This is a genomic window from Alteromonas sp. S005, from assembly GCF_036864475.1.
In the GTDB taxonomy this organism is placed as follows: Bacteria; Pseudomonadota; Gammaproteobacteria; order Enterobacterales; family Alteromonadaceae; genus Alteromonas.
The window spans coordinates 422,216-444,399 of sequence record NZ_JAZETN010000001.1; the positions used below are offsets into that span (position 1 = coordinate 422,216).

At 45.5% G+C, this 22,184-nt stretch carries 17 protein-coding genes and 1 other RNA gene; 9 read left to right on the top strand and 9 right to left on the bottom strand.

What is annotated here, in order from left to right:
• Positions 1 to 274: 274 nt before the first annotated feature.
• From rpiA to ssrS, 6 genes are all read right to left on the bottom strand, one after another.
• Positions 275 to 931, bottom strand: coding sequence for a ribose-5-phosphate isomerase RpiA (gene rpiA, locus V7R55_RS01770; RefSeq protein WP_334056805.1), 657 nt, complete (start codon positions 929 to 931; stop codon positions 275 to 277).
• 89 nt (positions 932 to 1,020) lie between these two features.
• Positions 1,021 to 1,665 carry a 5-formyltetrahydrofolate cyclo-ligase gene (locus V7R55_RS01775; protein WP_334056807.1) on the bottom strand — a complete coding sequence of 215 codons (645 nt, stop codon included), beginning with the start codon at positions 1,663 to 1,665 and terminating at the stop codon, positions 1,021 to 1,023.
• Between the two features lie 31 nt (positions 1,666 to 1,696).
• Positions 1,697 to 3,325, bottom strand: coding sequence for an ATP-binding protein (locus tag V7R55_RS01780; RefSeq protein ID WP_334056808.1), 1,629 nt, complete (start codon positions 3,323 to 3,325; stop codon positions 1,697 to 1,699).
• A 60-nt stretch (positions 3,326 to 3,385) separates the two neighbouring features.
• Positions 3,386 to 4,327 (bottom strand): nucleoside hydrolase, encoded by a 942-nt coding sequence (locus V7R55_RS01785; RefSeq protein WP_179984227.1) that lies wholly within the window; start codon positions 4,325 to 4,327, stop codon positions 3,386 to 3,388.
• A 22-nt stretch (positions 4,328 to 4,349) separates the two neighbouring features.
• On the bottom strand, positions 4,350 to 5,246 hold the full coding sequence (locus V7R55_RS01790) for a ribokinase (RefSeq protein ID WP_334056811.1): 897 nt from the start codon (positions 5,244 to 5,246) through the stop codon (positions 4,350 to 4,352).
• 21 nt (positions 5,247 to 5,267) lie between these two features.
• Positions 5,268 to 5,450, bottom strand: a non-coding RNA gene (gene ssrS, locus V7R55_RS01795) — 6S RNA.
• Positions 5,451 to 5,979: 529 nt separating this feature from the next.
• On the opposite strand from ssrS, the gene V7R55_RS01800 reads away from it, so the two are divergent.
• The 8 genes from V7R55_RS01800 (at position 5,980) to V7R55_RS01835 (ending at position 15,623) form a co-directional block, all read left to right on the top strand.
• A complete protein-coding gene (locus V7R55_RS01800) occupies positions 5,980 to 6,546 on the top strand; it encodes a UPF0149 family protein (RefSeq protein ID WP_334056814.1) in 567 nt (188 codons plus the stop codon).
• A 75-nt stretch (positions 6,547 to 6,621) separates the two neighbouring features.
• Positions 6,622 to 7,935 carry a Xaa-Pro aminopeptidase gene (pepP, locus tag V7R55_RS01805; protein ID WP_334056816.1) on the top strand — a complete coding sequence of 438 codons (1,314 nt, stop codon included), beginning with the start codon at positions 6,622 to 6,624 and terminating at the stop codon, positions 7,933 to 7,935.
• A gap of 43 nt (positions 7,936 to 7,978) precedes the next feature.
• Positions 7,979 to 9,352: an FAD-dependent monooxygenase gene (locus tag V7R55_RS01810; RefSeq protein WP_334057135.1), complete on the top strand. Its 1,374-nt coding sequence runs from the start codon at positions 7,979 to 7,981 to the stop codon at positions 9,350 to 9,352.
• Positions 9,339 to 10,511 (top strand): FAD-dependent monooxygenase, encoded by a 1,173-nt coding sequence (locus V7R55_RS01815; RefSeq protein ID WP_334056818.1) that lies wholly within the window; start codon positions 9,339 to 9,341, stop codon positions 10,509 to 10,511. The genes V7R55_RS01810 and V7R55_RS01815 overlap by 14 nt, the downstream gene beginning before the upstream one ends.
• A gap of 228 nt (positions 10,512 to 10,739) precedes the next feature.
• On the top strand, positions 10,740 to 12,290 hold the full coding sequence (locus tag V7R55_RS01820) for a M28 family metallopeptidase (RefSeq protein WP_334057136.1): 1,551 nt from the start codon (positions 10,740 to 10,742) through the stop codon (positions 12,288 to 12,290).
• A gap of 51 nt (positions 12,291 to 12,341) precedes the next feature.
• Positions 12,342 to 13,217, top strand: a complete 876-nt coding sequence (locus tag V7R55_RS01825) for an EamA family transporter (RefSeq protein WP_334056820.1) — start codon at positions 12,342 to 12,344, stop codon at positions 13,215 to 13,217.
• A gap of 99 nt (positions 13,218 to 13,316) precedes the next feature.
• On the top strand, positions 13,317 to 14,606 hold the full coding sequence (locus tag V7R55_RS01830) for a M24 family metallopeptidase (RefSeq protein ID WP_334056821.1): 1,290 nt from the start codon (positions 13,317 to 13,319) through the stop codon (positions 14,604 to 14,606).
• Positions 14,607 to 14,690: 84 nt separating this feature from the next.
• On the top strand, positions 14,691 to 15,623 hold the full coding sequence (locus tag V7R55_RS01835) for an exopolyphosphatase (protein WP_014950371.1): 933 nt from the start codon (positions 14,691 to 14,693) through the stop codon (positions 15,621 to 15,623).
• Positions 15,624 to 15,676: 53 nt separating this feature from the next.
• Here V7R55_RS01835 and V7R55_RS01840 read toward each other — a convergent pair whose 3' ends face one another.
• The 3 genes from V7R55_RS01840 to V7R55_RS01850 all read right to left on the bottom strand — a co-directional run bounded on the left by V7R55_RS01840 (position 15,677) and on the right by V7R55_RS01850 (position 19,171).
• The gene (locus V7R55_RS01840) at positions 15,677 to 16,525 is read right to left on the bottom strand and encodes a LysR family transcriptional regulator (protein ID WP_014950370.1); all 849 of its coding nucleotides are present in this window, start codon (positions 16,523 to 16,525) and stop codon (positions 15,677 to 15,679) included.
• Between the two features lie 100 nt (positions 16,526 to 16,625).
• On the bottom strand, positions 16,626 to 18,146 hold the full coding sequence (locus V7R55_RS01845; protein WP_283635187.1) for a tryptophan halogenase family protein: 1,521 nt from the start codon (positions 18,144 to 18,146) through the stop codon (positions 16,626 to 16,628).
• A complete protein-coding gene (locus V7R55_RS01850) occupies positions 18,146 to 19,171 on the bottom strand; it encodes a LacI family DNA-binding transcriptional regulator (protein ID WP_156078719.1) in 1,026 nt (341 codons plus the stop codon). The genes V7R55_RS01845 and V7R55_RS01850 overlap by 1 nt, the downstream gene beginning before the upstream one ends.
• A gap of 219 nt (positions 19,172 to 19,390) precedes the next feature.
• On the opposite strand from V7R55_RS01850, the gene V7R55_RS01855 reads away from it, so the two are divergent.
• Entirely contained in the window at positions 19,391 to 22,117 is a 2,727-nt protein-coding gene (locus tag V7R55_RS01855) for a TonB-dependent receptor (RefSeq protein ID WP_334056823.1), read from the top strand.
• Positions 22,118 to 22,184: the final 67 nt, after the last annotated feature.

A 22,184-nucleotide genomic window follows, 5' to 3' on the forward strand; every position in this document is an offset into this window, starting at 1 on the left:
AAGCGACATATACATCTAGTCGCAAAAAGATTTACTACTTAAGACATCTAGACGTCTAAACGGAAATTAACAGAAAACACGTTAAGTTGAAAGCAGTATTTTGCGTAGCTTTTCATCAAAATACTGTGTTATCCGCGGCTAAAGTGCCTAATCCGTTTATGCTCATCAACTAAGTCATTGAGCAGTAACACTTCTGGCGATGCAATACCAAGGCACAGGTAAACGAGTCGTTTTGTTGTGCCATTGGCTGTACTTAGTGTTTTTTAAAAGGCTATCACTTAAAGGTTTCAACACCACTATCGGTCGCACTTAACACGATATCTGCGCCACGCAGGGCGAAAATGCCGTTAGTCACCACTCCTGGAATATTATTGATTTTTTGCTCTAGCTCACGAGGATTAAGTATTTCAAGGTTGTGTACATCTAAAATAACGTTACCATTATCTGTTACTACACCTTGTCTATACTCGGGGTCGCCACCTAGTTTTACCAGTTCGCGAGCGACAAAAGAGCGAGCCATAGGAATCACTTCTACGGGAAGTGGAAAACTGCCTAATACAGGAACACGCTTACTTTCATCTACAATACAAACAAACGTGGTAGCAGCACCTGCAACAATCTTCTCGCGGGTCAGGGCTGCACCGCCGCCCTTGATCATATGCTTGTGTTCAGTAACTTCATCGGCACCGTCAATATAAACTGAAAGGTTGCTAACTTCATTTAACTCGAAGACTTCAATGCCTAAGGTTTTCAAACGCTCGGTAGATGCTTCTGAGCTTGAAACCGCGCCTTCAATTTTGTGCTTAATTTTGCCCAGTTCTTCTATGAAAAAATTAACAGTAGAGCCCGTTCCCACACCGACAATACTGTCTGCTTCAACATAGTCGATGGCTGCTTTGGCTACGGCTTGCTTTTTTTCGTTCTGATCCATGGTTACTCTCCAACTTATTATGCTTGCAAGTGTAACTTATAAGTGCCCATGAACCCATAAGTTCATATGTTCAATTTGATATAGTGAAATTACGGTTTAGTGAATATAAGAGTGCGAGAAGGGGTCACGATAGCATCAAGCGGTACATCCCACGGTGCAATTGGAAGGGCATCAACTTCTTGCACATCGTGAGCGATACCCACTAATTTTGGAGTATGCTGGTTTAAGGCTGGCTGAGAATTGAATTTGCGTTGTGTAAAGCTTAAGGTGCGGTCGTAATAGCCCCCACCCATACCCAGGCGGTTTCCGTTTGTATCAAAGCCCACTAGTGGCATAAGAATAACATCGCATTGTGTAACAGGAATAACGGCCTTACAGGACAATACAGGCTCTTCTATATTGTATTTGTTATTAATTAACCGAGAATTAGGGGAATAAGATAAAAAAAGCAAGTGCCCTTTGCATATAGGGTGTAGTACAGGCAGTGCGAACGCTTTGTGCGAGAGTTGCCATATTGATTCAATATAATTTTTTAAGTTTACCTCGCCATCGTTAACCAAGTATCCCGCCACGGTCTTGCTATTTTTGATAAAGGGCAGGGTGTTAAGTTGCTTCGAGATGCGCTGTGAAGCGTAATCCTGTTGTTCCATAGATAAACCACGGCGCGCTTCACGAAGCTTTCTACGCAGCAGTGATCTGGCTTGCATCCTTTCTTTTGAAACATCTACTCGCATATTTGGTAGCCCTGCTTTGTGTAACTGCAGACTAGCTGCCTTTTCGCCCCAGATGAAGATTGAGCACACGAACCAATTCGCTACTATCGATGGGTTTAGTTAGCACATCATCAAGACCCCGCTCTCGCAAGTACTTTGACTCAGTTATCACGTCAGCCGTCAATGCAACAACCGGTAAACCTGGCTTTTGAGCCTTTATCTGTGCCGTCGCTTCGTCGCCTTGAATGCCGGGTAAGTTAAGATCCATTAGTACTAAATCGACGGGGTTAGACCTGGCGTATTCAACCCCCTCTTCACCTGTGCTTACCACAGAAAATGACACGCCTAATTTTTCAAACAGGGTCTGAATAACCACTTGGTTTATATAGTGGTCTTCAACCACCAACACGTTTGCAGATTTATCAATGTTAACTTGTGCTACAAAGCTTTGAGGTTGTGCCTCAACAAACTGGTTCGCACTTAGCGCATCGGCAGGCAAGGTAATGCTTATGCGGGTTCCGTGATTTAGTTTACTGCTAACTTTTATTGTCCCATCCATAAGCTCGATAAGACGCCTAGATATATTTAAGCCTAATCCAGTTCCACTAATCTCTTGAGCGTTACCCATTCGCTCAAAAGGCTTAAAGAGTCGCTTCTGATCATCATCGCTAATGCCGATGCCTTCATCTATGACATTGAATACAACATTGCCATTTTTGTATTTTACTTGTGCTTTGACAGCCTTACCCTTATTGGTAAATTTAATCGCATTCGACAGTATATTAAGTGCAATCTGCCCAAACTTAGTGTCATCAAAATACAAAGATTCGGGCATTGCTTCATCAATTTTTGTCGAAAATACTATACCTCCGTCTTCGGCTCGGATTTTAGTTAACGAAAATAGATGTGTGAAAAAGTCTTTAGTGTCCACCGCACGGGGCATTACACGCATCTTACCGGCTTCTATTTGCTTGATATCTAGAACTGAATTTACAATTTCTAGCAGTCTTTCGCCGCTTGTACTTACATGAGAGAGCGGTGTGGTAAAAGACGAGGGCAAACCCAACTTTTGAGCTTCTCCCTCGAGCAACTGACTAAAAGTGTTAATTGCATTCAGCGGCGTTCTGATTTCGTGACTAACATAGGATAAGAAGTCAGATTTAAATTGGCTAGTACGCTCAAGTTCTCGGTTTTTACGCTTTAGCTCTAAATGGGCTACCACCGATTTGCTTAATGTCTGCAATGATGTCTTTTGCGCTTCAGTTAGCGTTTTAGGCTTGCGGTCGATGGTGCAAAGCGTACCAATAGCATGACCTGATGGAGTAATGAGTGGCGCGCCCGCATAAAAACGTATATCTGGTGAACCGGTCACTAAAGGGTTGTCATGAAATCGCGGATCTAACGTGGCGTTAGGAATTTCAAACACTTCTTCTTGTAAAATGGCGTGAGAGCAGAAAGCTATTTCGCGGGAAGTCTCTTCTGCATCTAGTCCAACGCGAGACTTGAACCACTGCCTGTCAGGGTCAATAAGACTAATAAGTGCAATGGGGGTTTCGCATATCTGAGAAGCTAACGTTGTGAGGTCGTCAAAAAGCTGCTCTGCTTCGGTATCGAGAACATCGTAACTGAGTAGTTCGGCAAGACGCTCGTCTTCATTTTTAGGGAGTGCAGCTGCTTCCATTTATAACAACCTAACGCAGAAATAAAAAAGGGACTGTTTATTCACAATCCCTTAAACATATCACAGAGCGTAGGTGTCTACGAATAGTTGTTCCAGTTTTTGATGGTCAACTTTAGTTGCAACTTTAATAGTATTAGCTTCGTTCCAAAGTGGGCTAGGTGTAGTGCCTGTTGGCGCAACCACGGTTTGGCCTCTGTCAAGCGTACCAGTACCAACGCGAACGTGACCCTCGGTCAATTCGAATAACTCTGGGTGGCGAAGGTGAGCAATTGGGAATGCATCGTGGAAGAAACAAACACGGTCTTCACGGTTTTGCGAGTAAAAGTCCATGTAGAACTGAGCACTTTCTTTTACAAAACCGCCAAGGGTATTGTTTTTCTCTTCAAGCTTTTCAACAAAAGCCGGCGAGAATGGCGTGAAGTTCGTCACGTCCAAACCAAACATGGTTAATTCCCAATCTGCCGCAAAAACGATTTCTGCTGCGTGGGCGTCATTCCAGATGTTTGCCTCTGCTACAGGCGTGACGTTGCCAGGTACAAACGCAGCGCCACCCATAATGCTAACGCCTTTAACCAGCTTAGGTAGCTCGGGCTCAAGACGAAGGGCTAGGGCTAAGTTGCCCAGTGGACCAATTGCCACTAATGTAATTTCACCTGGGTACTTACGCGCCATATCAACGATAAACTGCGCAGAACTGCGTGGGTCAAGCTCGGTTTTAGGCGCTTCAGGTTTAATATGACCGAAGCCGTGCTCACCGTGTACGAAGTGGGCGTACGTAGACTCAGGGCCAACCCATGGCATGCCAACACCTTTAGTTACAGGAATATCTTTACCTGCAATTTCACAAAGTGTCAGTGCGTTTTGCGCTGCCATTGTTACTGGAACATTACCGTAAACGGTCGTTAAGCCAAGTACTTCAATGTCTGGAGATTGAAAGGCGAAAAAAATCGCCATTGCATCATCAATCCCTGGATCTGTATCTAATATGATTTTATGTGCCATCGAATTTTCTCAGTGCGTCTTGCTAGTTGGCGTGTTTCGCTAAGAAACGATCCACTTCTTTTTGTGTTGGAATACTCTGTGCCGCGCCTTCGCGAGTTACTGCAATGGCAGAAGCTGCACACCCGCGACGCAATGCTTGTTTTGCATCGGTGTGATTGCAATAGGCTGACAGGAAATAGCCGATAAATGTGTCGCCAGCTGCTGTAGTGTCTACCGCGTCTACAGAGAATGCTTTTACTTCTACAACGTCGTCTTTACGCAGCATCATCACACCTGCTTTACCCAGTGTGATAATAACTTCACAGTGTGACCATTGTTCTTTGAACACTGTCACAATGTCTTCAAGCTCTTCTTTGCCGGTTATGGCTGCCGCTTCTGTTTCATTAACAATAAGCAAATCAACGCATTCCAGTGGTAGCTGTTTAACTGACTCGCTCATAGGCGCAGGGTTAAAGGCAACCTTTAACTGTTTTTCTTTCGCTTGGCGAAGTACTTCTTCAATGCTGCTGGTTTCGTTTTGGGTTAGTACCCAGTCTGAAGGGCGAGTGTCGTCTAGCGCTTGCATTACCGTTTTTGCTGTTATGGTTTGGTTAGCACCACCAAAAAGCACAATGGCATTTTCGCCGCTAGGCGTAACCTGAATGATAGCGTGACCAGAAGGAACTTCTGAACACTTAACACCACGGCAATCTACCCCTTTTTTAATAAGGGCCTGTTTGAAAGAGGCGTCGTTTTCGTGAATGCTGCCGACGTGACGTACGTCTGCACCTGCTTGCGCTAAAGCAATCGACTGGTTTGCACCCTTACCACCAAGTAGCGTCTGGTAATGGGTCGAGGCCAACGTTTCTCCAGGTTGTACAAAGTGGTCTACCTGATAAACGTGGTCAATATTTATAGAGCCAAAATTTATTATTGCCATTTCTTCTTCCGTCGAAAGAGGGCGCTTCCCAGAATGCCGCTGTCCATGTTTCGCCCGTGAACCGAAAAGTTCAGGGCGGAAGAATCACAATTGCCGTAGGCTTCTCGATACGCGTCGAGCTTGCACAATAGCAGCTGTTTCAACTTCCTAGGTTTAAAGCATCGGCCAGGGACATGAATGAACTAGCAAACATCCCAGGAAACATTGTTGTTGTATTAACGCAACAGGGTATAACAAACGCGAGATCCAGTGAAGAGGATCACCTAAGGCGCTTTATAACTATTTTGCGTGGTGAATATAAAAGCGTCAAGAAAATACTATTTTCTTGACCAATTGGTCAGCAATTATACACGCATACAAGAGAAGCTCAATAACAACCAACCAGCTAATTCAGCCAGAGACTTGCAACTCTTTGATTTAATGTTGCGAGAGGAATTCCGTATCCGACATCTGCGATCTTAGATTAATTATGCTCTGGTTGCTAGGCATAGCAGCGTGCATTTCGTTAAATTAACGTCAATTCGGTATTGTTTGAACATTCAGTAAACAATGTGCGTCTCTGTTGTATAAAGTATAAACTTCACGGTAAATACGCTGTTTAATCAGTGCACGCTAAATTGGCAAAAGTGGGCTTTGTATATTGATTTTTGCTAGTATTAACGCCATCACGGAGTAACGGCCGAACCAAAAGGGCTGTGAAAACTCAACTCATCTTCAATAAAGAGAACGAATCGTGGAAAAACAGCTCGATTACGATAGCGTAACTAATAAATTGTCACAGCAGGGTATCATTGTAGACGCGGCAGAAGTGCACGGTATTCTAACTGGAATGCTTTGCGGCGGCATGTCACTTACCGATCAGAAGTGGATGGAAGCACTCAGCGAAACCATTAATCAAGGTGATAAATTTAGTGACCAAGCTCAACATCTTCTCAACACGCTTTTCAATCAAACTTGTCAGCAGTTGTTAGAGCCTGAATTTGCGCTTGGCTTGCTGCTTCCTGAAGATCACGCACCTATTAATGACCGCGGAGCTGCGCTCATCAACTGGGTGCAGGGTTTCATGCTTGGTTTTGGCCTACATCAGCAAGATCTAGTGCAGTGTTCTGATGACGTAAAAGAAGCCCTTGAAGATTTTTCGGATATTTCTCGTATGGAAGAGCCAATGGATGCTGATGAAGAATCGGAAAAAGCACTTTTTGAGGTGGAAGAGTACGTTAAAATTTCAGCTATTTTATGCTTCAGCGAACTTGGTCAATCGCTTCTCGATGATCAACAAGACACGCCGTCCGTACACTAGTACTCAGAGAAAATTAAAAGTAGCAGCTGTTTAAACAGGTTACTTTACAGTGAATTAGTTAAGGTTTTCTAGTTTATGATTAGCGCGCAAGAGTTTATTGCCAGGCAAGATAGGTTGCTGGCACAGTGCCAACCGAATAGTGTGTGCATAGTGCCTGCAGCGGGGCTGGTTACGCGAAGCCGAGACACCGAATATACCTTCAGACAAGACAGCGACTTTTGGTATTTGACGGGGTTTGAAGAGCCTAATGCATGGTTAATATTGTCTAACCATCCTCGCTACGGCGAGAGTTATCGCGCAATGGTGGTTCAGGAAAAAGACAAGAGCGCTGAAATTTGGCACGGTAAGCGCCTTGGTGCTGAAGCTGCGCTATCCCGATTCAGCCTAGATGAAGCGTTTGAAACACATGAATTAGAAGAAGCCTTGTTGGCGTCCATTCAAGGGCAGGATAATGTTTACTTCGCTTTAGGTCATAACCAAAGTCACGACCGATTATTTACTGAAGCTTTAAATACTTTGCGTGAAGCGCCAAAAGAATCCTTAGCGCCTTGCGCGGTGCATGATTTACGCCCTCAACTTCATGAAATGCGACTATTCAAATCTGCCTGTGAAGTAGCAATGATGAAAGCGGCAGGTGAAATCAGTGCACGGGCTCACAAACGTGCTATGCAGTTTGCTTCTTCTGGCTGTTTTGAATATCAGTTAGAAGCTGAAATTCACCATGAGTTTGCTATGGCTGGCGCACGTTCTCCAGCGTACAGCACGATTGTAGGAAGTGGAGATAACGCCTGTATTTTGCATTATACGCAAAATAACGCGCAGGTTAGTGACGGTGATTTGATCTTGATCGACGCAGGCGCAGAATATCAAGGCTATGCTGCAGACATTACCCGAACATTTCCTGTAAGTGGTAAGTTTAGTCACGCTCAGCGAGAAATTTACAGCGTGGTATTAAAAGCGCAAAAAAGTGTATTGGACATGCTAGCGCCCGGTGTCACGCTTTCTGAAGCAATGCTGCACAGCGCGGAGATTATTACTGAAGGTTTAGTTGACCTTGGTGTTTTAGAAGGTAGTGTGGCAGAAAACCTTGAAAATGAAAGCTGGCGACAGTTTTATATGCACGGGTTAGGTCACTTCTTAGGGCTTGATGTGCACGACGTAGGTAACTACAAAATAGACGGCCAAGACCGACCATTAAAGCCAGGAATGGTTATAACGGTAGAGCCGGGTATTTATATCAGTCAAGACAGCGCAGCACCTGAAAAGTACAAGGGAATAGGCGTTCGTATTGAAGATGATGTGGTCATCACTGCATCGGGTGTAGAGGTCCTAACATCTGATGTACCTAAAGAGATTGACGAAATCGAATCACTAATGGCGAAAAGCTAAAAGAACAAAAAAGCGCTAAAATTAAAGCGATGGGAAGACAAATATAGTGGAATCGGCAGCGGTTGATGTAGTTATTATCGGTGGTGGTATTGTAGGAACAGTGCTTGCGAAAGCTCTTTCAGAAAACATATCTTTCGAAAATTCCGAGGGTGCGAGTAGCGGGTTAAGCGTTGCACTCATTGACGCTGCAGATCCTAGCGAAACAAACCCCACCCTTAACGACTTTAACCCGTTTACCGATACTCGAGTTATTGCGCTAGCACGACGTACCGTTAACGAATTAGCCGATGTTGGTTTAAGCCTTAACGATTTAGCCAAGCAGCACAACGGCGAACTGCCTCCAAAAATAAAGCAGATAGAAGTTAGCGATAAGGGCCACCTCGGCTTTTTAAATCTGCACAGTCACGACTATCACATCGACGCGTTTGGCCAAGTGGTAAGTTTAAGCGCGCTAACGCGCCTTGCTGCGAACGCGAGCACTGCGTATCAGCATATAGCGCCAGCAAAAGTAACCAGTGTTAAGCAGCACCGCAACCATGTAGACGTATTGCTAGATAGTGGAGATGTACTAACCGCTAAGCTGCTGATACTTGCGGATGGTGGGCGTTCAGGTTTAGCCGAGCGTGTGGGTATTGCCAAAACAGTCAGTGATTATAAGCAGACCGCCATTGTATTTAACGTACATACGCAAAATCCTCATGAAAACAAAGCGTACGAACGCTTTACTGATTCTGGCCCCCTTGCTTTTTTACCCTTTGATAATGAGATTAACGGCGTAAAAGCAAATGGCAATGGTTTTTCAGTGGTATGGACGTTAGAAGCACAAGCCGCTAAAGCACTTATGAAAATGGATAAAGCGTCGTTTATTAACGCGCTTCAACAAGCCTTCGGTTATCGCCAAGGCAAAATACTAAGAGTGAGTGATACGGCTAGCTATCCATTGGCGCTTACTAAAGCCCAGCAAGTTACCAGCCACCGAACGGTAGTGGTGGGGAACGCTGCGCAGGCGCTACACCCTATAGCGGGGCAAGGATTCAATTTGGGCCTACGCGATTTGAGTGCACTCGTTTCTGTACTGAAAAGTGCTGTATCTAAGCGTTCTATGTCGCAAGATTTGAAGCAAGAGAGCAATCAAGAAACACTAGCGAAAGGTGGTGCTGACCACTTTGACGCTGGTGCATTTAATATCGTTCAGCGCTATGCGAACGAGCGTAAGAAAGACCGAGATAACACGATTGCGCTTACCGATACCTTAGTGCGAACTTTCTCCAATCAGTATTTTCCTACCGTTATAGGCCGAAACGTTTCCTTACTTGCATTAAGTATGATGCCGCAAGCGAAGAAAACCTTCGTAAAGCACACAACAGGTTATGGCGTAACACCACACGGAAATAGAGATAACAATGCAGCATGTTGATATAGCAATAGTGGGCGGTGGAATTGTAGGGTTAACCCTAGCCGCAGCGCTAAAAGACAGTGAACTAAATGTGGCAATTATTGATAAGTCGCCTTGTTATCAGGTGCTTGCAGATAAGCCAACTGCGCGTGTTAGCGCAATCAATCAGGCTAATATTAAAGCGCTGCAACAGTTAGATGTGTGGCCTCATTTACAGCAAGACCGCGCCAACCCTTATACAGCAATGCATGTGTGGGACAAAGACAGTTTTGGTGATATACATTTTTCATGTGACGAAATGGGGAGCGATACCCTAGGGGTCATCGTGGAGAATCAAGCATTGGTGAATGCGCTTGCTAAGTCAGTAGAGGCTCAGCCTAACGCGCATCTAGTCACTGCGGGTATTGAAAGGGTACTTGCTGGCCCTAATCAAACCATGCTAATGCTAGACAACGACGACGTGCTCAGCTGCAGATTACTTGTTGGCGCAGACGGTGCTAACTCTTTTGTAAGAAAGCAGGCGGGCCTGCCAATTACCTTTAAAGATTATGAGCATACGGCCATAGTAGCCAATATCAAAACCGATGAGCCACACAACAATGTGGCGCGCCAAGCGTTTACCCCTACAGGCCCGCTAGCGCTACTTCCAATGGCCGAACCAAACGTTTGTTCAATTGTGTGGTCTCAAACGCCAGAACAGGCAAGCGAGCTAATGGCATTGGGTGACGATGCTTTTTGCCATGCGTTAACTGCCGCAAGTAATAGTGTTCTAGGTACTATTACCCTTGAAACCGAGCGCGCCGCGTTTCCATTAACCATGCGCTATGCAAGGCAATGGGCCAAAGACGGGGTAGTACTGGTAGGCGATGCCGCTCATACCATTCATCCGCTAGCCGGGCAGGGAGCAAATCTGGGTATGCAAGACGCTCTAGCGCTGGCTGAGTCACTAAGCAGTCTGAGTGCTGCCGGTAAAGACATAGGTTTATATAAGCACCTGCGCAGCTATGAGCGAAGCCGTAAAACAGAAGCCACGAAAATGATAGCAGCAATGGATGGCTTCAAATTCTTATTCGACGGCAACGACCCGCTCAAAAAACTAGTTCGGGGCATAGGACTTTCAGCCACAGACAAGCTCACAACCATCAAAAACGCCTTCGTCAGCCACGCCATGGGCCTTTAAACCCCATTCTTGGATTCTTGGCATTGAGATAGTCAGCGGTAAAGGATACTCTTCGGTATCCTTTTTTATTTCTACCAACGGTTTATGACTATTTCTCTTTTCAAACCTTTTCGAGCCCTGTCTTTCGTCTCTCTACTTACCGCTGCTCTTTCTATTAGCTTAGTGAATGCCGAAACTACTACCAAAAACGCCGGTGGAGCATCTTTAGCAACGCTAAAAAGCGAGAAAATGAAGCTGAATAATACCCCTATCGATTTAGATGTTTATCGCGAGCACGTTAAAACATTGGCTAGTGATGAGTTTGAAGGGCGAGGGCCGTTATCAAAAGGCGAAAAGAAAACCGTAGAATACTTGATAGCAGAGTATAAGAATTTAGGGCTAAAACCGGCTTTTGGTGAAAGCTATACCCAAGCTGTGCCGCTCGCGAAAATTACGCCTAGCAACATGAGTTCGTTAAACATTGGCGACCTTTCTTTTGAAGCAGGAAGTGAGTTTACAGCTAGAACACAACGTATAGTAAATGAATACTCACTAACTGATAGCGAGCTGATCTTTGTGGGGTACGGTATAAATGCGCCTGAGTACAACTGGAATGATTACGCTGGTTTAGACGTGAAAGGCAAAACCGTCGTCATGCTGGTAAATGACCCGGGGTTTGCTTCTAAAGATCCAAATTTGTTTCAAGGCAATGCCATGACCTACTATGGTCGTTGGACATACAAATACGAAGAAGCCGCTAGACAAGGCGCAGAAGCTGTTTTCATTGTTCATGAAACCATGCCTGCAGGCTACGGCTGGGGCGTTGTCGAAAACTCCAATTCTAATACTAAGTTTAGCCTAGTCGATGACAACAATAATGCGTCACAAGTAGGCGTAATGGGGTGGCTTCATCTTAACGCTGCCAGGGAGCTTTTTGAAAAAGCAGGCTTAGATTACGGCGAGCTTAAAAGAAAAGCATCCAAGCCTGGCTTCACACCCGTTTCTTTGAACACCGCCGCATCGCTAAAGTTTAACAATGCTATCGAGCATGCTGAATCGCAGAATGTTGCCGGTATTTTAGAAGGCACCTCAAAGCCAGATGAGTGGGTAATGTTGCACGCTCACTGGGACCACCTTGGTAAAGCAGAGAAGAACGGTCAAACCACCATTTACAATGGTGCGGTAGATAATGCTTCAGGTGTAGCCGGGGTATTAACCCTGGCCGACGCCCTTACGAAAACGGAAAAAGCATTCTCTCGTACTGTAATGTTTAGCGCGTTCACCGCAGAGGAAACGGGGCTGTTGGGGGCTGATTATTTTGCAAATAACCCACCTGTGCCCACCAAGAACATGGTAGCGTTTTTAAACATCGACGGTATGAATGTAAACGATGATGTTGATTATATCTTGCAGTATGGCGAAGGCTACTTATCTATTGAAGATGATTTAGCAACGGCAGCTTCACTGCAAGATAGAAGGGTTAAGATGGATCCGCGCCCTCAAAATGGCCTGTTCTTCCGCTCTGATCATTTCGCACTCGCGAAACAGGGCGTGCCCTCTATTTTGTTTATGAGCTTAGGCGATACCGACCCAAGTTTTATCGCCAAGCGCTACCATAAAGCCGATGATGACTATCTTCCAAGCTGGACATTAGGTGGCGTAAAACAAGATCTTTCCCTTATTGGAACCCTGCTTACTCATTATGCCCAAGGTGATGTTTGGCCTTATTGGAAGCGCGAAAGTGACTTTAAAGCAAAGCGTCTACAGGCATTGTCCGGTGGCGAAGCCACCACCAAATAAAAGAGCTTGCACGGCACGCAGTAAAGTTATTTTAAAGGTAGAGCGACGCTAATGAGTTGGATCTTATTTACATTGGGCGCGGTAATCATGCAAACCGTGCGTAATGCGCTGCAAAGTAAACTAAGTGGTACAGTCAACACCTCCGGTGTTACGCTATCTCGCTTTATATTGGCTCCGCCTATAGCCCTTATCTACCTGCTTGCCCTGTATAGCAGTAGTGCCAGTCGACTACCACAGTTTACGGGTTCATTCACAGCGGTGATTTTGTGCGCTTCATTACTTCAAATAGCGGCCACCTCACTGATGGTTATTCTGTTTAAGCAAAAGAATTTCGCTATTGGAGCGGGCTTGGCAAAAAGTGAAGCTTTAGTGGCGGGCGTGGTCGGCATGCTTTTTTTCGGGAGTTACTTAACACCCCTTGGCTGGGCGGGGATAGTTATAGGTGGAGTCGCAGTATTTGTACTAAGCAGTGGTAACAGACTTCACGGTGTAAGTTTGAGAACCATGTTGATAGGTCTTGCCTGTGGTACCTGCTTTGCTCTTACGTCATTGCTAGTACGCGAAGCAAGCCATATGCTCGATATACAGTACACCCTTGCCGCAGCTTGGGTTTTATTATGGGTGCTGTGCGTACAGGCCGTATTCTTAAGCGGGTATATCGCAATCACCAAACCCTTCGTGTTGAGGCAATTAGTAAATGCTAAAAAACAGGTGCTAGCCATAAGTACAGTAAGCTGTTTAGGCTCAATATGCTGGTTTACTGCTATGGCGTTACAGCATGTAGCCCTTGTTAAGACATTAGGGCAGTTAGAGGTTTTGTTAACCCTATTGCTTTCGCATTACTGGTTAAAGAATGCAGTCACACAGCGGGAAATAGTTGGCTTGCTTCTAATTGGTCTGGCCGCCGTTTTCGTTATGTGGGCGTAAATTAAAGGCGAGATTTACCGGCTAGACTATAAGAAAATCAATGTAATTTTCATAAAACAAAGGGTTTAAACAACCTCAATTAAAACGACAGGAAGGGACATGGATAAGCGACATTTCTTGAAATTAGCTGGGGCTAGTATTGCACTAGCTCCTATAGCGTCGATGGCTGCTTTAGATAAAACCAACACAGCGAGCCTAAGCGATATCGATGGATTAACGGATATCACTTCAAACGCAAAGCCGATTACCGTGAAAGAGCGTAGAGCGCGTATTGAAAAAGCGCAGTCGCTAATGAAAGCCCAAAATATAGCGGCAATATTAATAGAGCCCGGTGCGGCGATGGATTATTTCTCTGGGATTAAATGGTGGCGTAGTGAGCGCTTGACCGCGCTGGTTATCCCTCAAAAAGGTGACATGGCGGTGGTAACGCCATTTTTCGAAAAGCCAAGTGTGCTTGAGTCGTTAGCTATAGGCGATGATGTAAGAGTGTGGCAAGAGCATGAAAGCCCGTTTGATGTTGTAGCCAATATTTTAAAATCGCGCGGTATAACAAGCGGCAATATCGGCTTTGAAAGCAGCGTACGCTACTTTGTAGTTACTGGAGTCAGCCGAGCGCTGCCAAACATTAATATCGTTCCCGCCGAGCCAATTACACTGGGTTGTCGCATGTATAAAACTGCGAGTGAACTGGCACTTATGCATAAGGCCAATGAAGTTACTCTACGTGCTTACGAGTTTGTTTTTAGTAACCTAAAGCTTGGCATGAGTCAGCAGGATGTAAAAAGTTTGATGAACACCGCACAGCAGCACTTAGGCGGCAGCGGTACATGGTGTTTGGCGCTGTTTAACGATGCAAGTGCTTATCCTCATGGCACAAATGCAGCACAAACTATCAAAGAAGGTTCGGTGATCTTGCTAGACAGCGGTTGCAGTGTGCACGGTTACCAAAGCGACATAAGTCGTACTTTGGTATTTGGCAAGGCGTCTCAGAAAGTTCAGGACGTGTGGCACACAGTAAGGGAAGGGCAGAACGTAGCATTTGCCGCAGCTAAAATTGGTGAACCAGCAGGAACAGTGGATGATGCAGTGCGCCAATTCTACGCCAGCAAAGGGTACAGCAAAGACTATGCATTGCCTGGGCTAAGTCACAGAACAGGTCACGGTATCGGCATGGAAGGACACGAGAGTGTTAACTTTGTGCGTGGTGAAAATACGCCACTTAGAAAAGGCATGTGCTTTTCTAATGAGCCAGGTATCTATATTCCGGGTGAATTTGGTGTGCGCTTAGAAGACTGTTTGTATATGACTGAAACGGGCCCCGCTTACTTTACCGAACCGCCTGAAAGTTTGGCTAAGCCGCTGGGTAAATTACTGAATTTAAAAAGCTAAATAAGAAGTTAATAAACCTGTCTCTCAAAATTTTTATTAGCTGTTACACTTAAAATTATTACCAAAGTGAATGATGGATAAACTATGCCTGAAAGAAAATTTAGATTGGTTACGCGAAGTGATTTCGATGGACTGGTATGTGCGGTTTTATTGAAAGATTTAGACTTAATTGACGATATTTTGTTTGTTCATCCAAAAGACATGCAAGACGGTAAAATTGATATTACCGAGAATGATATCACCACTAACCTGCCTTACGTTGCGGGTTGCCATATTGCCTTCGACCATCACTTAAGCGAAACAGTGCGTAACTCAGGCGATATTGATAATCACATCATAGACCCGAAAGCGCCGTCGGCGGCGCGCGTTGTTTACGACTATTACGGTGGTGCAGATAAATTTCCTAATATCTCAGTAAATATGATGGATGCAGTAGATAAAGGAGACTCTGCACAGTTTAGCGAAGAAGAAATCCTTGAGCCCACAGATTGGGTGCTCATGAATTTCATTATGGATGCGCGAACTGGGCTTGGTCGTTTCAGAGATTTCAAAATCTCTAACTATCAGCTAATGATGAAGCTAATAGATGCGTGCAAAGACCACAGCATTGAAGAAATACTGCAAATGGAAGACGTGGCCGAGCGCGTGAGTTTGTACCACGAGCACAATGAAATGGCGAAGGCGCAAATTGCCAAGTGTTCTACCGTATACGACAACTTAGTTGTGCTTGATTTAACCGACCAAGAAACCATTTACGCGACAAACCGGTTTGTTATTTATGCCATGTACCCCGACTGCAATATCTCTATTCACAAGATGTGGGGGCTGAAAAAGCAAAACGTGGTATTTGCTATTGGTAAATCCATTACTAATCGTAGTTCAAAAACCAATGTGGGAGAGTTGTGCTTGAAGTATGGCGGCGGTGGTCACATGAACGCAGGTACATGTCAGGTTGAAACCAGCAAAGCCGAAACTGTACTCGGCGAGCTTATCGAAACCATCACGAGTGATGGCTAAAGCTAATTGAATAAGAGCGGTGGGGCAGAAAAAGTACTCTGACCCCATTTTTTTTATTGGGTTAGCCTCACTTTAAAGAATTCGGCAAGAGTTTTACTGATCACAGGGTGCTGTGTATCTTGATTGAACAGGCAAATATTCACCTTGCCTAATTTGGGCAGGTGCGGGTGGTTTAGCGCTACTAGGTTTGCCGGTAAGCTAGATTTTGCTAGAGCTGTCACGCCTAGCCCCTGTTGAATGGCGGCAACCAGCCCGCCTAAATCTGCATTGGTATAGCTGATTTTCCATGCAAAGGTTTGTTGCTTTAATTGCTCAATAACGCGGCTTCGATACATACAACCGTCGGGAGCAAGCACCAAAGGAATATTGTTGCCAACTAATGGATGAGCCGTGTCGCCAACCCAAACCACGTCATCTTCTAACACTACTTCGCCTTCTGTCTGTTCGCCCGGGTTAACCAACGCCAAAATCAAATCGAAATGATCGCGCTGCGACGGGTGCAGCAAATCACGACTTAAAGCAGAGGTCACTTCAAGTGATACATCGGGATAGCGCTTTGAAAATTCGCCAATTAGACCCGGCAATAATGTAGAAGCAAATTCATTGGGAATGCCAAGACGCAAGCGACCGCTTAGCGGGGCAGGGGTTAAGCTGCGAAAGATGTTATCGTTAAGCTCTAGCAGTTCTTTCGCCTTTGGGTACAGCCAATTGCCGTCGGCGCTAGGTACATGCCGTTGCCCAACTTTAGTAAATAGCTTGCGGTCTAACTGCGACTCTAGCTTTTTAATTTGTAGGCTTATTGCCGGTTGAGAACGGCCCAAAAAATCGCCCGCTTTAGCGTAGCCACCAAGCTCAATAACGCTAACGAAGGTGCGTAAGGTATCAAGGGAAAGCTGCTTCATAGTTAATTACACTTTCTAATGAATTTGCCTGCTTTTATTATATTTTTAAATGTAAGCGGGCGAAAGGCGTAATTTTGTATGTTTGTGCGTTCTAGCCAAGTTAGGGTTGCCTTACTCGATGCGCTCCCTCTACCGATTGCCGCATAGTGCGAAGTGCAAGGGTGTTGGGTTGCGCAAGTGGCGTTGTGTTATTAGAAAAGCGCTTCATTCCCGCAAAAATGCAGTACCACGAAGGTCGCAAATAAACCAATTTGTTATCTACTTCATTAAGCGCATGTTCAAAGCTGGCGCCTTTGTCCCATGCATTCAGCAAATAAGAAAGGGTATCCGGCACCTTTAAGTCTTCGCGACAGGCAACCCAGTAGGCGGAATCGTCGCGCGTATTTAAATAGTAATGAGCAGCAATGTAGTCCCGAATACCATCGAACATTCGGTTTATCTCAGAATTATAGCGTACCTCTCTTCGCGGATTGTTACTTTGCCAGCAATCGATAAAGTGATTCAGTGCGTACTGCACCAGCATAAGTGCGGTGGCTTCCAATGGCTCAATAAAGCCCTGAGACAACCCTATGCATAAACAATTACCTTTCCAGTGTTCTTCTAGTCTGCCTACGGTCATTTTCAAATGCCGGGCTTGCTGATGGGGTTGGTCTGGTTCTAATGCAAGTCTAAGCTCTTCTTCTGCTTGGGCTTCAGTGCAAAATTGTGAACTGTACACATACCCGTTGCCGGTGCGACTAGTTAGCGGAATGTGCCACTGCCAGCCGTGACTAAGCGCAATAGAGCGAGTTTGTAGTGCAGTTTCTGGTGATGCTGTTGCGTCGCTGGCAATGGCTACGGCAGCATCGTTAAATAAGGTGTCGGCATAGCTTGTAAACCTTCTAGACAGGGCTTGTTTGCCAAGAAGCCCACGAAACCCCGAGCAATCAATAAAAAAGTCTGCGCTTAATGTATTTCCGTCATCCAGTTTTAGCGAGGTAATAGTGTGCTCATGACTTTCAACATTTGCCACAGTGCCTATTTGATGAGACACCCCTTTGTTTAACGCGTATTCTTTCAAGAAGTCGCCTAACAGCCCTGCATCAAAATGATAGGCGTAATCAATATTCGCAGAGCTACAAATGGCGTCGGGCGTAATGCCTTTTTCTACCATGTGCGCAGCAGTAAAGTAGTGCGACGGGTTAATGTCGTGCGAAGCGCCTTTTCTGTATTCATTTACCGCATTGAAGTACATATCCGCGGTGGGAATATCTAAAGAAGAGAAGAATGGGTGAAAATAGCTGTCTGAATCGGTGAACAGGGGGCGCGTTGTTTTTGATTCAGCCGTTGCTGTCCAACGCTCAAAGCTAATGCCCATCTTATAAGTAGCGCTGCATCGCAGCATCCACTCATTTTCATTTATTCCCAAAAACTCAAAAAAGTGGCGCAGATAAGGCGTTGAACCTTCGCCTACGCCAACGGTGCTGATAACCGCAGACTCAAGAAGCGTTATTTTAGGGGCGCAGGCAGGTACATTACTGTTATTGGCCATCAACTCAGCGGTTCTTGCCAAGTAGCACGCCGTCATCCAGCCTGCTGTTCCGCCACCCACAATCACGATTTCTTGAGGTAATTTGTTCATTACTGTTTCTCGGTTGACGCGCGCACTACCAGTTCCGGGATGAAAGTATGGTTAAGATTGTCGTGGGCAGCTTTGGCTTTCTTAGCTCGTAAATACTGAATTAACGACGCCGCAGCATGCTGCGCTATCTCATTAGTTGGCTGAGATGCCGTAGTTAACGGCGGAAAAGTCTGTCGGGAAAAGGGGCTGTTCTCAAACCCAGCGATTGCGAGTTCTTGAGGAACATCTACCCCCTTCATTCGTGCACCAAACAACGTACCCGCTGCAATCTCATCGTTACACGCAAATACAGCGGTAGGATGCGGCGACATGGCAAGCAGCGTTTCAGAGCTTTTTACCCCAGTTTCAAATGAGTAGGTGCCTTTGATAATTAACGACTCATCAATTGCAATACCCGCTTTTTCTAACGCCGCTTTGTAGCCGTTCAAACGCTCAATGGTGGACTTGTGAATTTCTTCACCGGCAATAAAAGCAATGTTTTTGTGACCCTGGTAGATAAGGTGCTCAGTAATATCGTATGCCGCTTTGAAGTCGTTCACCAACACGTAGGGGAGGGGCGATGGAAATAGGCCATCTCCAGATAAAATACGCACATAACTTATTTGGTTTTGATCAAGTTCCGATAAAACCGCTGGCATTTCCGACAGCGGAGGCGAAAGGATGAGGCCGGCCAATTGAGCAGTGTCTACCATGTCCACCAGCTCTTTCGCTATGTTTTTAGAGCTTGCATCGCAAGGGTGAATTAACAATTCGAAATTGTTTTTGCGACACACATCCAATATGCCTTTTTGCATATCGATAATGTAGTAGGCGTTGGGGTTGTCGTATACGTAACCCAGTACCGAAGCCCCTTTGCTTGCTAGGTCACGCGCTGCCTTATTTGGCGTGTACTTTAAGGCCTTTATCGCCTCTTCAACGCGTTGCAAGGTGTCGGGTTTTACCGTGCCTTCCTTGTTAATTACGCGCGAAACGGTCTTTATCGAAACACCCGCCATTTCGGCAACACTTTTGATGGTAGCAGCCAAATTCGATCTCACTCTAAAAATTGGTTTAATTTTCAACAATTAAGAAGCTTGTATTACTTTTTTGTTAAAAAATTAATTGCAGCCTTACATTGTGTCATGTAAGTTAACATTCAATGACAGCGTTGTCATCAAAAAGCTGTACCCCACAACAACGCCTGTCATTTTATTATTTCAATAAATGACAGCGTTGTCATTTTTGGCTGAGAGAAGGTAAATACAATGTTCAAAAACCAACAACATAAACTAACAAGAAGTGTTCGCCTCGCCATAGCTATGGGCGCATTAACAAGTATTTCAGCACCTATTGCGGTAGCACAGGAAGCAGGTGAAACTGAAATCATCGAAGTCACAGGGATCCGCGGAAGCCAAAAGGCCAACATCAATGCAAAGCGTTTTTCTAACGCCATTGTTGACGCTATCACTGCTGAAGACATTGGTAAGTTCCCCGATAAAAACGTGGCAGAAACACTAGCCCGTGTTCCGGGTATTACCATCGACCGCGATTTTGGTGAAGGGCAAGGAGTAACTATACGCGGCGTTCAGCCAGACCAAAACTTGACCCTAGTGAACGGTCAAGCCGTGGGAACCGGTCAGTGGTTTGTGTTATCAGACGCAACCCGTAACTTTAACTTCGAAATTTTAGCGTCAGAAATGATTGCAGGTTTAGAAGTGTACAAGTCGTCTCAGGCAGACATCGATGAAGGCGCATTGGGCGGAACGGTAATTCTGAAAACACGTAAACCGTTCGACCTTGACGCTAATTCTGGACAAATCTCGGTAGAAGGCCAGTATGGTGATATCGCCGATTCACTTGACCCAACGCTATCTGGTTTGTACAGCTGGAAAAACGATGACGAAACCTTTGGTATTCTTTTCTCAGGCTCTTATCAAGAAAGAACGGTAGAGCGTGAAACTAACGAAGACTTCGGCTGGTTCGGCCCTAGCATTCCTCGTATCGACCCACTTATTGAAGCTCCTGTTGGCGCTTCACAAAAAGGCGCTATTCCATGGGGGATGGGCTCAGCGTTGTTTAAGCAAGATCGTGAGCGCGTTGGTTTTGATGTAACTGCCCAATGGGCACCTACCGACGACTTCGATGTGTCTGTCCACTATTTATCGTCAACGCTTAAAGCTGACAACGTAAACTCTAACTTAATTGGTATTCCGTTTCGCGGTGTGGCGTACACGGGTACTGACACCAGCCCGGGTACGGTGAGCAGCGACAACGTAGTAGAGTCGCTTAGCATGATGGGTGTAGATAACCGCCCTGAGTGGGCGCGCTTTATGGCGTATGACAACATCTTCCGCGATGGTTCTGAAATGTCTACCGAGATTGTAGATATTGAGGGGCACTACCTAATGGGTGATGGCAAGTTGCACTTCCAGTTAGGTACAACTACCGGTGAAGGCGAAAACCGAGATTTCTTTACTGAATTTTGGGCTAGCGCAAACGACCCGCGTGCAGCCATCGATTTTTACAACCCAGGTGGCGACAACCCGTATATCGATTTTACAACGGCAAGCCCATGGCTAGCTAACCCAACGGATGAAATGTGGTTGGGAGGAATATTCGACCAGCTAAATGCAACGGAAGATAAAGAAAACTATATCCAGTTTGATTACGAGCATTCAGTAGACTGGGGTGCAGTAACCGAAATCAAAACGGGTATTAAGCGTCGCGATCGTAGCTTTGCGCAATCTCGCTACAGAACTGACTTGGCCAATTTAGCGCCGGTGGGTGAAGGTAGCCTTGGCCCCGCGTCATCGTTTTGGAATGGCGACATGATTAACGTGTCTCACGACAACACCAACGGCGTGGCTGCCAGCTATTTCTTCCCTGACAAAGACAGCATGTACAACGCATTATATAGCGTAGCCGAATGTGCTGATGACACTACTATACTTTGCCGCCGTACCAATGAATTCTTAGATGAATCTTCATTTGAGATAGAAGAAGATATTACTGCACTTTACGCCATGGCGAAATTTAGTGGCGATGGTTTCAGAGGTAATGTGGGTATGCGTTACGTTGAGACCGATTCAACATCGAACGGTTACGACCTAACAACAGGCGAAGCGGTAGCGTTTGACGGTGGTTACAACGAATGGCTGCCAAGCATCAACTTGTCGTACGACTTATCTGAAGATGTGTTACTACGTATGGCGGCAGCACGCGTGCTTACTCGTCCAGCACCGTTTCAATTAGCACCTGCGGTAAACTTAACGCCTGAAACTAGCTCTGGCTCTGCTGGTAACCCGCAGCTTAACCCGCTAACTGCTAACCAATTTGAAGTGGGTGCAGAATGGTACTTTAGCGAATCGTCGGTAGCCGCGGTAACGGTGTTCAAGAAAGATATTAACGACTTTATTTTTACCAAAACCGTATCTCGTGAAATTGATGGTCAGCAAATCAATCAGCTAAGAACGCCAGAGAATGGCGGTTCAACCTCTATCGACGGTATCGAAATGCAAATTCAGCATGTGTTCGACAACGGTTTCGGTGGCTACGCTAACTACACCTACACTGATGTGGCCGACGCACAAGTAGATGAAGCGGTTGCCGTTACAGACGATGACGGCAACATCATTGGTGCTACTATCGCAACGCGCTCAGTAAGCTTCCCGAACACGTCAAAAGACTCGTTTAACGTAGGTGTGTTCTACGAAACTGATCTTTACAGCGCGCGCTTAAACTACAACTACCGCTCTGAGTACTTTATTGCCCAAGCTGAAATTGGCGATCAGTACCGCGACGAACAGTCACAGCTTGATGCGCAGGTAAGCTGGAACGTGACAGAAGCTATTACACTTAAAGCTGAAGCCCTTAACCTTACCGACGAAATCTGGGAGAACTACTACGTTCGAAGCAGTGACGGTAAGCGACTTGGTGGAACGCAAAGTGCTAATGGACGCCGTTTCTTCATTGGCGCTAGCATGAAGTTCTAGTTGCTAGTATGTGAAGATAGTTCGTGTGTTCACTATCTTCACTTAGCATAGGGTAAGGCGTTTGCTT

Bases quoted from the DNA above. Each gene is read 5' to 3' on its own strand.
- rpiA (WP_334056805.1), bottom strand. From the start codon at position 931: ATGGATCAGAACGAAAAAAAGCAAGCCGTAGCCAAAGCAGCCATCGAC.
- V7R55_RS01775 (WP_334056807.1), bottom strand. From the start codon at position 1,665: ATGCGAGTAGATGTTTCAAAAGAAAGGATGCAAGCCAGATCACTGCTG.
- V7R55_RS01780 (WP_334056808.1), bottom strand. From the start codon at position 3,325: ATGGAAGCAGCTGCACTCCCTAAAAATGAAGACGAGCGTCTTGCCGAA.
- V7R55_RS01785 (WP_179984227.1), bottom strand. From the start codon at position 4,327: ATGGCACATAAAATCATATTAGATACAGATCCAGGGATTGATGATGCA.
- V7R55_RS01790 (WP_334056811.1), bottom strand. From the start codon at position 5,246: ATGGCAATAATAAATTTTGGCTCTATAAATATTGACCACGTTTATCAG.
- pepP (WP_334056816.1), top strand. From the start codon at position 6,622: ATGATTAGCGCGCAAGAGTTTATTGCCAGGCAAGATAGGTTGCTGGCA.
- V7R55_RS01815 (WP_334056818.1), top strand. From the start codon at position 9,339: ATGCAGCATGTTGATATAGCAATAGTGGGCGGTGGAATTGTAGGGTTA.
- V7R55_RS01820 (WP_334057136.1), top strand. From the start codon at position 10,740: ATGAAGCTGAATAATACCCCTATCGATTTAGATGTTTATCGCGAGCAC.
- V7R55_RS01825 (WP_334056820.1), top strand. From the start codon at position 12,342: ATGAGTTGGATCTTATTTACATTGGGCGCGGTAATCATGCAAACCGTG.
- V7R55_RS01830 (WP_334056821.1), top strand. From the start codon at position 13,317: ATGGATAAGCGACATTTCTTGAAATTAGCTGGGGCTAGTATTGCACTA.
- V7R55_RS01835 (WP_014950371.1), top strand. From the start codon at position 14,691: ATGCCTGAAAGAAAATTTAGATTGGTTACGCGAAGTGATTTCGATGGA.
- V7R55_RS01840 (WP_014950370.1), bottom strand. From the start codon at position 16,525: ATGAAGCAGCTTTCCCTTGATACCTTACGCACCTTCGTTAGCGTTATT.
- V7R55_RS01845 (WP_283635187.1), bottom strand. From the start codon at position 18,146: ATGAACAAATTACCTCAAGAAATCGTGATTGTGGGTGGCGGAACAGCA.
- V7R55_RS01855 (WP_334056823.1), top strand. From the start codon at position 19,391: ATGTTCAAAAACCAACAACATAAACTAACAAGAAGTGTTCGCCTCGCC.